The following is an 11,744-nucleotide window of genomic DNA, read 5'->3' as shown; positions in this document are numbered from 1 at the left end:
GTGCGCGCATTATTACCCGATGCCACCGACGTGTGGGTTATTGAACCGAAAACCGGACGCAAAGTCGGCAAGCTCGAATGCCTCGACTCGCGTGGTTTCTTCAGCGGCGTCCTGCCACGTCGCAAAAACGCCTTTCGCTATCAGCTGGCCGTCACCTGGCACGGGCAGCAGAATCTGATTGATGACCCTTATCGCTTTGGTCCGCTGTTGCAGGATCTTGATGTCTGGCTGCTGTCCGAAGGGACCCACCTGCGCCCTTACGAAACGCTGGGCGCGCACGCTGCTACCATGGACGGCGTCACCGGTACCCGTTTCTCGGTGTGGGCGCCGAATGCCCGCCGCGTGTCGGTGGTGGGGCAGTTTAACTACTGGGATGGCAGACGCCACCCGATGCGATTCCGCAAAGAGTCCGGGATCTGGGAGCTGTTCGTTCCCGGCGCGCATAATGGCCAGCTGTATAAATTCGAACTGATTGACGCCCACGGCCATCTGCGGGTCAAAGCCGACCCTTACGCCTTTGAGTCGCAAATGCGTCCGGAAAGCGCCTCGCTTATCTGCGACCTGCCGCCCAAAGTGGAACAGCCGGCGGACCGCAAAGCGGCGAACCAGTTTGATGCCCCGATCTCTATCTATGAAGTGCATCTCGGCTCCTGGCGCCGTCATACCGATAATAATTTCTGGCTGAGCTACCGCGAGCTGGCCGACCAGCTGGTGCCCTACGCGAAATGGATGGGCTTCACCCATCTCGAACTATTGCCGGTTAACGAGCACCCGTTCGACGGCAGCTGGGGCTATCAACCCACCGGGCTCTATGCGCCGACCCGCCGTTTCGGCACCCGCGACGATTTCCGTTACTTTATCAACGCCGCGCACGCCGCCGGGCTGAACGTCATTCTTGACTGGGTGCCCGGCCACTTCCCGGCGGATGATTTTGCCCTTGCCTCGTTTGACGGTACTTCGCTGTATGAGCACAGCGATCCACGCGAGGGGTATCACCAGGACTGGAATACCCTGATCTACAACTATGGTCGCCGCGAAGTCAGCAACTTCCTCGTCGGTAACGCGCTGTACTGGATCGAGCGCTTCGGTATTGATGCCCTGCGGGTCGACGCGGTGGCCTCAATGATCTATCGCGATTACAGCCGCAAGGCAGGTGAGTGGATCCCCAACGAATACGGCGGCCGGGAAAATCTGGAAGCTATTGAGTTTCTGCGCAGCACCAACCGCATCCTCGGCGAACAGACGCCGGGCGCGGTGACGATGGCGGAAGAGTCCACCGATTTTGCCGGGGTGACCCGTCCGCCAGCCGGCGGCGGCCTCGGTTTCTGGTTCAAATGGAACCTCGGCTGGATGCACGACACCCTGGATTACATGAAGCTCGATCCGGTGCATCGCCGCTACCATCATGACAAAATGACCTTCGGCATGCTCTACAACTACACCGAAAATTTTGTGCTGCCGCTCTCCCACGATGAAGTGGTGCACGGCAAAAAATCGATTCTCGACCGCATGCCGGGGGATGCCTGGCAGAAGTTTGCCAACCTGCGCGCCTACTACGGCTGGCTGTTCGCCTTCCCGGGTAAAAAACTGCTGTTTATGGGCAATGAGTTCGCTCAAGGCCGCGAGTGGAACCACGACGGCAGCCTCGACTGGCATCTGCTGGAGGGCGGCGACAACTGGCACCATGGCGTCCAGCGACTGGTGCGTGACCTGAACCATACCTACCGTCACCATAAAGCGCTGCACGAGCTGGATTTTGACCCCTACGGTTTCGAATGGCTGGTGGTCGACGACCATGAGCGTTCGGTGTTTGTCTTTGTGCGCCGCGACCGGGCCGGGAATGAGATTATCGTCGCCAGCAACTTCACGCCGGTGCCTCGCCATGACTACCGCTTCGGCATTAACCAGCCGGGACGCTGGCGCGAGGCGTTGAATACCGACTCCATGCACTATCACGGCAGCAACCAGGGTAACGGCGGTGTGGTGGAGAGCGACGCGATCGCCAGCCATGGCCGCGAACACTCGCTATCGTTGACCCTGCCTCCGCTGGCGACGATCTGGCTGGTCCGGGAGGCGCAATGACCTCACTGGCGGCAGGCAAACCTGCGCCGTTGGGCGCCAGCTATGACGGCAAGGGCGTGAATTTCGCCCTCTTCTCCGCCCATGCGGAGCGGGTGGAGCTGTGCGTATTCGACGAGCAGGGCAACGAGCAACGCGTCGATCTCCCGGCGCGCAGCGGCGACATCTGGCACGGCTGGCTGGACGCTGCCGGGCCGGGCCTGCGCTACGGCTATCGGGTGCATGGTCCCTGGGACCCGGCGCAGGGGCACCGCTTTAACCCGGCGAAGCTGCTGCTCGATCCCTGCGCGTATCGGGTCGAGGGCGATCTGCCGGATGACGAACGCCTGCATGGTGGAATGTGGGAGCCGGATCATCGCGACAGCGCCGCAATCGCGCCAAAATCGCAAGTGGTGGATCTGCATTACGACTGGCGGGGCGATAAGCCGCCGCGTACCCCGTGGGGGGAAACGGTGATTTATGAAGCGCACGTGAAAGGGCTCACCCTGTTGCACCCGCAGCTGCCGGAAGCCATTCGCGGAACTTATAAGGCGCTGGGCCACCCGGTGATGATCGCTTACTTCAAATCGCTGGGCATCAGCGCCCTCGAGCTGTTGCCGGTAGCGCAGTTCGCCAGCGAGCCGCGACTGCAGCGGATGGGCTTGAGCAACTACTGGGGCTACAACCCGCTGGCATGGTTCGCGCTGGATCCGCGCTATGCCAGCGATCCCGCGCGTGCCCTCGATGAGTTTCGTGATGCGGTTAAGGCGCTTCATGCCGCCGGCATCGAGGTGATTCTGGATATCGTGCTCAACCATAGCGCGGAAATTGATCTCGAAGGGCCCACCGTCTCCCTGCGCGGAATCGACAACCGTAGCTATTATTGGGTAAGGGAGGATGGCGATTATCACAACTGGACCGGCTGCGGTAATACGCTCAATCTCAGCCACCCCGGGGTGGTGGAATGGGCGCGCCAATGTTTGCGCTTCTGGGTGGATGAGTGCCATGTTGACGGCTTTCGCTTCGACCTCGCCTCAGTGATGGGGCGGACGCCGGAATTCCGCCAGGATGCGCCGCTGTTCGAGGCTATCCGCCGCGACAGCGTGCTGTCGCAGGTGAAACTGATTGCGGAACCCTGGGATATCGGCCCGGGCGGCTATCAGGTGGCTAATTTTCCACCGCTGTTCGCCGAATGGAATGACCATTTTCGCGATATTTCCCGTCGTTTCTGGCTGCAGCAAAACGTCTCCCTCGGTGACTTTGCGCAACGCTTCGCGGCCTCCAGCGATCTCTTTGCTCGCGATGGCAAACGGCCATCGGCGACGGTGAACCTGGTGACGGCCCACGATGGCTTCACGCTCCGCGACTGCGTCTGTTTCAATCAGAAACACAATGAGGCAAACGGGGAGGAGAATCGCGATGGGACTAACAATAACTACAGCAACAATCATGGTATAGAGGGATTAGACGCCAATCTTGCGGTGATTGAACGGCGGCGTGCCAGCGTGCATGCGCTATTGACGACGCTGCTGCTGGCTCAGGGGACGCCAATGCTGCTGGCGGGCGATGAGCAGGGCCACAGCCAGCACGGCAACAATAATGCCTACTGCCAGGATAACGCGTTGACCTGGCTGGACTGGCGTCAGGCGAACCCGGGATTAACCGCGTTTACCGCGGCGCTGATCCACCTGCGCCGTCGCATTCCAGCGCTCACCCGCAACCGCTGGTGGCAGGAGGGCGATGGCAATGTCCGCTGGCTTAATCGCAACGCCCAGCCGCTGACTGCCGGGGAGTGGCAGCAGGGCGCAGCGTGTATGCAGATCCAGTTGTCTGATCGCTGGCTGCTCACGCTGAACGCCACCGCAGAGGTGGTCGATATGGTTTTACCTGAGGGGGAATGGCGCGCCGTTCCTCCCTTCGCCGGAGAGGATAATCCGGTCATCATGGCTGTCTGGCATGGGCCCGCGCACGGAGTGTGCGTATTTCAAAGGTCGTAATCCCTGAAGCTTCCGGTTGAACTCGTGGCGGCGGCGCGGCGGGATGAGAAGGAAAGCTGGGGTGTAAAAAGGAGTTAATCATGGTTAGGCTTGAAAAAAACGATCCGCTGATGCTGGCGCGTCAATTACCCATCAAATCCGTGGCGTTGATCCTCGCGGGCGGGCGTGGCACCCGGCTCAAGGATCTCACCATTAAGCGTGCGAAACCTGCCGTTCACTTCGGCGGCAAGTTCCGTATTATCGATTTCGCATTATCTAACTGCATTAACTCAGGGATCCGCCGTATCGGCGTCATCACCCAGTATCAGTCGCACACGCTGGTGCAGTATATCCAGCGCGGCTGGTCGTTCTTCAGCGAAGAGATGAATGAGTTTGTCGATCTGCTGCCAGCCCAGCAGCGCGTGCACGGCGAAAACTGGTATCGCGGCACGGCGGACGCAGTGACGCAGAACCTGGACATCATCCGCCGCTACAAAGCGGAGTACGTGGTGATCCTCGCGGGCGATCATATTTATAAGCAGGATTACTCGCGCATGCTGATTGACCATGTCGAAAAAGGGGCGCGTTGCACCGTGGCCTGCATGCCGGTGCCCATTGAAGAGGCATCCGCCTTCGGCGTCATGGCGGTCGATGAAAACGAAAAAATCATTGAGTTCGTCGAGAAACCCGCTAACCCCCCGGCGATGCCAACCGACCCGACCAAATCACTGGCCAGTATGGGCATTTATATCTTTGACGCCGCCTATCTTTATGAGCTGCTGGAAGAAGACGATCGCAACGAAAACTCCAGCCACGATTTCGGCAAAGATATCATTCCGAAGATCACCGAAGCTGGCATGGCTTATGCACATCCTTTCCCGCTCTCCTGCGTGCAGTCTGACCCGAACGCTGAGCCGTACTGGCGCGATGTGGGAACGCTGGAGGCCTACTGGAAGGCCAACCTCGATCTGGCGTCAGTCACGCCGGAACTGGATATGTACGACCAGAACTGGCCGATCCGCACCCATATGGAATCGCTGCCGCCGGCGAAGTTCGTCCAGGACCGCTCCGGTAGCCACGGCATGACCCTGAACTCGCTGGTTTCCGGCGGCTGCATTATCTCCGGGTCGGTGGTGGTGCAGTCGGTGCTGTTCCCGCGCGTGCGGGTGAACTCATTCTGTAACATTGATTCGGCAGTCTTGTTGCCAGATGTCTGGGTGGGGCGCTCATGCCGCCTGCGTCGCTGCGTGATTGACCGCGCCTGCGTCATCCCGGAAGGTATGGTGATTGGTGAGAACGCGGAAGAGGATGCACGCCGCTTCTATCGCTCAGAGGAAGGTATCGTGCTGGTGACCCGCGACATGCTGCGGAAATTGGGGCACAAACAGGAGCGCTAATGCAGGTCTTACATGTATGTTCTGAGATGTTCCCGCTGTTAAAGACGGGCGGTCTGGCGGACGTCATCGGCGCACTGCCGGCGGCGCAAATTGCGGAGGGTATCGACACCCGCGTGCTGTTGCCGGCGTTTCCCGATATCCGCCGCGGCGTGGTGGATGCCCAGGTGGTAACCCGCCGCGATACCTTCGCCGGGCGGATCACGCTGCTGTACGGCCACTTTAACGGCGTGGGGATCTACCTGATAGATGCCCCGCATCTCTATGACCGGCCGGGGAGCCCATACCACGATACCAACCAGCACGCTTATACCGACAACGTCCTGCGCTTTGCGCTGCTGGGCTGGGTGGGAAGCGAAATGGCTAGCGGACTGGATCCGTTCTGGCGCCCGGATGTGGTGCATGCCCATGACTGGCACGCCGGCCTGACGCCGGCCTACCTGGCGGCGCGCGGACGCCCGGCTAAATCGGTCTTTACCGTGCACAACCTGGCCTACCAGGGGATGTTTTACTCCTGGCATATGAATGATATCGAGCTGCCGTGGTCGTTTTACAACATGCATGGCCTCGAGTTTAACGGTCAGATCTCGTTTCTGAAGGCCGGTCTTTACTACGCCGACCATATTACGGCGGTAAGCCCGACCTACGCGCGCGAGATCACCGAACCGCAATACGCCTACGGCATGGAAGGGCTGCTGCGCCAGCGCCATCATGAAGGACGGCTGTCGGGGATCCTCAACGGCGTTGACGACGGTATCTGGAGTCCGCAAAACGATCTGCTGCTGCCGATGCGCTACGATCGCGACACGCTGGAGGAGAAGGCGGAGAACAAGCGTCAGCTGCAGATTGCGATGGGCCTGAAGGTCGATGACAAAGCGCCGCTGTTTGCCGTGGTCAGCCGCCTGACCAGCCAGAAAGGGCTGGATCTGGTGCTCGAAGCGCTGCCGGGTCTGCTTGAGCAGGGCGGCCAGCTGGCGCTGCTGGGCGCCGGCGATCCGGTGCTGCAGGAAGGTTTCCTCGCCGCCGCCGCCGAACATCCGGGCAAAGTGGGGGTGCAGATTGGCTACCATGAGGCCTTCTCCCATCGCATTATGGGCGGCGCCGACGTCATTCTGGTGCCGAGCCGCTTTGAACCGTGCGGCTTAACTCAGCTGTATGGTCTGAAGTACGGCACGCTGCCGCTGGTGCGCCGCACCGGGGGGCTGGCGGACACGGTCTCTGACAGTTCGCTGGAGAACCTTGCCGATGGTCTGGCGACAGGGTTTGTCTTTGAGGACAGCAATGCGCTGTCATTGCTGCGCGCTATCCGTCGCGCCTTTGTTCTCTGGTCGCGCCCGTCGCTCTGGCGCTATGTGCAGCGTCAGGCGATGAATATGGATTTTAGCTGGCAGGTTGCCGCGAACTCCTATCGCGAACTTTATCAACGCTTGATGTAACCACTGGAGTCATTGTTATGAATGTACCCTTTAGCTATGCATCACCGACGCTGAGCGTTGAGGCGTTAAAGCACTCTATTGCCTATAAGCTGATGTTTATCATCGGTAAAGATCCGGCCATCGCCAACAAGCATGAATGGCTTAACGCCACGCTGTTTGCCGTCCGCGATCTCATGGTGGAGCGCTGGCTGCGCTCCAACCGCGCGCAGCTCTCGCAGGAAGTGCGCCAGGTATACTATCTGTCGATGGAGTTCCTGATTGGCCGTACCCTCTCTAACGCGCTGCTGTCGCTGGGCATTTATGACGATGTGAGCAGCGCACTGGCGGAGATGGGGCTCGATCTGGAAGAGCTGATCGATGAAGAGAATGACCCCGGTCTTGGCAACGGCGGTCTGGGCCGTCTGGCGGCCTGCTTCCTGGATTCCCTGGCGGCGCTGGGTCTGCCGGGACGCGGTTACGGGATCCGCTACGACTACGGGATGTTTAAACAGAATATCGTCGATGGCCGACAAAAAGAGTCCCCTGACTACTGGCTGGAGTACGGTAACCCGTGGGAGTTTGAGCGCCACAACACCCGCTACAAAGTGCGTTTCGGCGGCCGCATTCAGCAGGAAGGAAAGAAAACCCGCTGGATTGAGACGGAAGAGATTATTGCGGAAGCCTACGACCAGATCATCCCCGGCTTTGACACCGACGCCACCAACACGCTGCGTCTGTGGAGCGCGCAGGCCAGTAGCGAAATTAACCTTGGTAAATTCAACCAGGGCGACTACTTCGCTGCGGTAGAGGATAAAAACCACTCCGAAAACGTCTCCCGCGTGCTCTATCCGGATGACTCGACCTACTCCGGACGCGAGCTGCGTCTGCGCCAGGAGTATTTCCTCGTGTCGGCGACGGTACAGGATATTTTGAGCCGCCATTACATGTTGCATAAGACCTTTGACAACCTGGCGGACAAGATTGCCATTCACCTCAATGACACCCACCCGGTGCTGTCAATACCGGAGCTGATGCGCCTGCTTATCGACGAACATAAATTCAGCTGGGACGAGGCGTTCGAGGTGACCTGTCAGGTCTTCTCCTATACCAACCATACGCTGATGAGCGAGGCGCTTGAGACCTGGCCGGTGGATATGCTGGGCAAAATTCTGCCGCGCCATCTGCAGATTATCTTCGAGATTAACGATTACTTCCTCAAGACCCTGCAGGAGCAGTATCCCAATGATACCGCGCTGCTCAGCCGAACCTCGATTATCGACGAGTCCAACGGCCGTCGCGTGCGGATGGCCTGGCTGGCGGTGGTGGTCAGCCACAAGGTCAACGGCGTGTCGGAGCTGCATTCGCGGCTGATGGTGGAGTCGCTGTTTGCCGAATTCGCTAAAATCTTCCCGATGCGCTTTACCAACGTCACCAACGGCGTCACGCCGCGCCGCTGGCTGGCGCTGGCCAACCCGCCGTTGTCGAAAGTGTTGGATGAGCATATCGGCCGCACCTGGCGGACCGATCTGAGCCAGCTTGACGAGCTGAAGCAGCATATCGACTATCCGACGGTCAATCAGGCGGTGCGTCAGGCTAAACTGGAAAACAAACAGCGGCTGGCCAGCTATATTGCGCAGCAGCTTAATGTGGTGGTGAATCCGAAGGCGCTGTTTGATGTGCAGATCAAACGCATCCACGAGTACAAACGCCAGCTGATGAATGTGCTGCACGTCATTACCCGCTATAACCGGATCAAAGCCGATCCGCAGGCGGAGTGGGTGCCGCGAGTGAACATTTTCGCCGGTAAGGCGGCCTCGGCTTACTACATGGCCAAGCATATTATTCACCTGATCAACGATGTGGCCGCGGTGATCAATAACGATCCGCAGATTGGCGACAAGCTGAAGGTGGTCTTTATCCCCAACTACAGCGTCAGCCTGGCGCAGCTGATTATTCCGGCGGCAGACCTGTCGGAACAGATCTCCCTCGCAGGCACTGAAGCTTCCGGCACCAGCAATATGAAGTTTGCCCTTAACGGAGCGCTGACTATCGGCACCCTCGACGGGGCGAACGTGGAGATGCAGGAGCACGTGGGCGAAGAGAATATCTTTATCTTCGGCAACACCGCGGAAGAGGTGGAGGAGCTACGTCGCAGCGGCTATAAACCACGCGAATACTACGAGCAGGATGAAGAGCTTCACCAGGCGCTGACGCAGATCGGTACCGGCGTGTTCAGCCCGGCGGAACCGGGGCGCTACCGCGACCTGCTGGATTCGCTGATTAACTTTGGCGACCACTACCAGGTGCTGGCGGACTATCGCAGCTATGTGGACTGTCAGGATCGCGTCGACGAGCTGTATCAACATCCGGAAGAGTGGGCCTATAAAGCGATGCTGAATATTGCCAACATGGGCTACTTCTCCTCTGACCGGACGATCCAGGAGTACGCGAAATATATCTGGCATATCGACCCGGTAAGGCTGTAAGCCAGTCAATGCAACTCAACGGGGCCATTTGGCCCCGTTTCTGTCTGTGCGGAGAACGTTTTATTCGGAAAAGTGCCGGGGAGGATTCAGGCTATTGCGGGAATATACTATTGACGTGAATTCGCCAGCAGTACGATAAATGCTCAATAAGTTTACGTTCATAGCCTAATGGCTATAATATGGATGATAGCCTTTAGGCTATGAGGGATCGCCTATGTGGGATGTAGAAACGACGGATACGTTTGATGCCTGGTTCGAATTACAAAGTAGAGCTTTAAAAGAGGATATGTTGGCCACGATGCTCATCTTGTCTGAGTTTGGTCCGCAGCTTGGGCGCCCGTATGTTGATACGGTGAAAGATTCAACGTTTCAGAATATGAAAGAACTCCGGGTTCAGCATCATGGGCTCCCCATCCGCGCCTTTTTTGCTTTTGATCCTCTGCGGAAAGCTATCGTTTTATGTGCGGGCAATAAGGATGGCATGAATGAGAAACGTTTTTACAAAGAGATGATTACTCTGGCTGACAGAGAATTCAGCCAACACCTGACTAAGGAGCGATAATGGCCACGCTAAAAGAACTCATGGCGAAACAGAGTCCTGAAAGCCAGCAGCGTATTGCAGCGAAAGCGGCAGAGATACGCCAGTCTGTCGCTTTAAACTTGCTTCGAGAAGAGTTGCAAATGTCGCAAACAGAGATGGCTGCGGCTATGGGGGTAAAGCAGCCAACGATCGCTAAAATGGAACAGGCTGATAACGATCCGCGGCTTTCGACCCTAAAACGCTACATTGCGGCATTGGGGGGAGAACTCAGTATAAATGTCACGTTGCCGACTGGAAAAAAAGTCTCGTTTAATTTGTGAACAGGTATCCGGGCCAAGCGCAAGCCATAGCCCGGGTATTTCTCTCCTGGCGCCGCGCGATGTCAGGACGCTAACGACAGTTCAGACTTTCCCGCATGCTGCGCCAGCCATTCGCTGATGCGCGCTTGCTGCTCGGCATTCAGCCACATGCCCTGTTTGGTACGACGCCAGATGGCGTCATCCAGGCTGCGCACCCATTCGTGCTCAACCAGATATTTCAGCTCGGCTTCATAAAACTCATGGCCGAAATCTTCCCCCAGATCGCTCAGGGCGCTGGCTTCCTTCAGGATCCACTCGCTGTTGCTCCCGTAGGTGCGGGCATAATGGCGGGCCAGTGATTCGCTGATGAACGGGAAGCGACGGCGTAGTTTTGCTGCATAGTCGTCGCGGTCGCCGCCGATATCGCCGCCGGGGAGCACCGCGGTTTTGGTCCATGCCGGGCCGATCCCTTTGTAATAGGGAGTCAGTTTTTCCAGCGCATGCTCGGCCAGCTTGCGATAGGTGGTCAGCTTCCCGCCGAAGACGGAGAGCAGCGGCGCCTGGCCGTTCTCATCGTGAATATCCAGCGTGTAGTCGCGGGTGATCGCCTGCGGCGAATCCGACTCGTCATCACACAGCGGACGGACGCCGGAGTAGGTCCAGACGATATCGTCCCGGCTGAGAGTCTTTTTAAAGTGCGCGTTATAGACGTTCAGCAGGTAATTAATCTCTTTATCATCAATGGCTACCGCTTTCGGATCGCCCTTATACTCGACGTCCGTCGTGCCGATGATGGAGAACTCATCCATCCACGGGATAACAAACACAATACGTTTATCTTCGTTTTGCAGAATATAGGCCTGCTTCTGAGTATGCACTCGCGGCACCACGATGTGGCTGCCCTTGATCAGGCGGATACCGTAAGGCGAGCGCAGATGCATCCCTTCGTCGAAGAACTGTTTGACCCATGGACCGGTGGCATTGACCAGACCGCGCGCCTTCCAGGTAAACTTCTCGCCGCTATCGATATCTTCCGCTTCCACCACCCACAGGCCATTCTCTCGTTTTGCCGAGATGGCGCGAGTGCGGGTCCGCACTTCGCCGCCTTTGCGGACAACCATCTGCGCGTTGGCCAGCACCAGGCGGGCATCGTCGACCCAGCAGTCGGAATATTCGAAACCGCGCACAATTTCCGGCTTAAGTACCGATTCTGCGCCAAAACGCAAGCCGGTGGAGCCCGGCAGGCTGGTGCGTTTGCCCAGATGATCGTACATAAACAAGCCGATACGGATCATCCATGCCGGACGCAGATGCGGACGATGCGGGAGACGAAAGCGGGGTTTGAAGGCCAATGGAACGAAAACGTACGTTAAGAATGTAATTTATTGATATTCATAAAAATAAAAAAAGGATCGCTGATTGATCCTTTTGTTTTGCTATTTGAATTTCGATAAACATTAACCACGAGGGCACTGTTGCAAAGTTAGCGATGAGGCAGCCTTTTGTCTTATTCAAAGGCCTTACATTTCAAAAACTCTGCTTACCAGGCGCATTTCGCCCAGGGGATCACCATAA

At 57.8% G+C, this 11,744-nt stretch carries 7 protein-coding genes and 1 pseudogene; 7 read left to right on the top strand and 1 reads right to left on the bottom strand.

Annotation, left to right across the window (positions count from 1 at the left end; all coding sequences use genetic code 11):
- From glgB to ACOTX1_RS23500, 7 genes are all read left to right on the top strand, one after another.
- Window positions 1-2,082 (top strand): 1,4-alpha-glucan branching enzyme (glgB, locus tag ACOTX1_RS23530; protein WP_421766883.1); only part of this gene is annotated, 2,082 nt, incomplete at its 5' end.
- Window positions 2,079-4,055 carry a glycogen debranching protein GlgX gene (gene glgX, locus ACOTX1_RS23525; protein ID WP_022066279.1) on the top strand — a complete coding sequence of 659 codons (1,977 nt, stop codon included), beginning with the start codon at window positions 2,079-2,081 and terminating at the stop codon, window positions 4,053-4,055. The genes glgB and glgX, both read left to right, overlap by 4 nt.
- Before the next feature lie 80 nt (window positions 4,056-4,135).
- The gene (gene glgC, locus ACOTX1_RS23520; protein WP_421766882.1) at window positions 4,136-5,431 is read left to right on the top strand and encodes a glucose-1-phosphate adenylyltransferase; all 1,296 of its coding nucleotides are present in this window, start codon (window positions 4,136-4,138) and stop codon (window positions 5,429-5,431) included.
- Complete coding sequence (gene glgA, locus ACOTX1_RS23515) at window positions 5,431-6,864, top strand: glycogen synthase GlgA (protein WP_004202133.1); 1,434 nt, start codon at window positions 5,431-5,433, stop codon at window positions 6,862-6,864. Before glgC ends, glgA begins: the two co-directional genes overlap by 1 nt.
- 17 nt (window positions 6,865-6,881) lie before the next feature.
- Window positions 6,882-9,329, top strand: a complete 2,448-nt coding sequence (gene glgP, locus ACOTX1_RS23510; protein ID WP_421766881.1) for a glycogen phosphorylase — start codon at window positions 6,882-6,884, stop codon at window positions 9,327-9,329.
- Window positions 9,330-9,543: 214 nt separating this feature from the next.
- A complete protein-coding gene (locus tag ACOTX1_RS23505; RefSeq protein ID WP_008806991.1) occupies window positions 9,544-9,891 on the top strand; it encodes a type II toxin-antitoxin system RelE/ParE family toxin in 348 nt (115 codons plus the stop codon).
- The gene (locus ACOTX1_RS23500) at window positions 9,891-10,190 is read left to right on the top strand and encodes a helix-turn-helix domain-containing protein (protein ID WP_008806992.1); all 300 of its coding nucleotides are present in this window, start codon (window positions 9,891-9,893) and stop codon (window positions 10,188-10,190) included. The genes ACOTX1_RS23505 and ACOTX1_RS23500 overlap by 1 nt, the downstream gene beginning before the upstream one ends.
- Before the next feature lie 62 nt (window positions 10,191-10,252).
- Here ACOTX1_RS23500 and glpD read toward each other — a convergent pair.
- Window positions 10,253-11,521: pseudogene (glpD, locus tag ACOTX1_RS23495) on the bottom strand (glycerol-3-phosphate dehydrogenase); the annotation flags it as partial.
- Between the last annotated feature and the right edge of the window lie 223 nt (window positions 11,522-11,744).

The organism is Enterobacter cloacae complex sp. IR5401, assembly GCF_049238425.1.
GTDB lineage: Bacteria > Pseudomonadota > Gammaproteobacteria > Enterobacterales > Enterobacteriaceae > Enterobacter > Enterobacter hormaechei_C.
This window is presented reverse-complemented; position numbering and strand designations above follow the sequence as displayed.

Excerpts from the sequence above, each read along its gene's own strand:
- glgX (WP_022066279.1), top strand. The coding sequence starts at position 2,079 with ATGACCTCACTGGCGGCAGGCAAACCTGCGCCGTTGGGCGCCAGCTAT.
- glgC (WP_421766882.1), top strand. The coding sequence starts at position 4,136 with ATGGTTAGGCTTGAAAAAAACGATCCGCTGATGCTGGCGCGTCAATTA.
- ACOTX1_RS23500 (WP_008806992.1), top strand. The coding sequence starts at position 9,891 with ATGGCCACGCTAAAAGAACTCATGGCGAAACAGAGTCCTGAAAGCCAG.
- ACOTX1_RS23505 (WP_008806991.1), top strand. The coding sequence starts at position 9,544 with ATGTGGGATGTAGAAACGACGGATACGTTTGATGCCTGGTTCGAATTA.
- glgP (WP_421766881.1), top strand. The coding sequence starts at position 6,882 with ATGAATGTACCCTTTAGCTATGCATCACCGACGCTGAGCGTTGAGGCG.
- glgA (WP_004202133.1), top strand. The coding sequence starts at position 5,431 with ATGCAGGTCTTACATGTATGTTCTGAGATGTTCCCGCTGTTAAAGACG.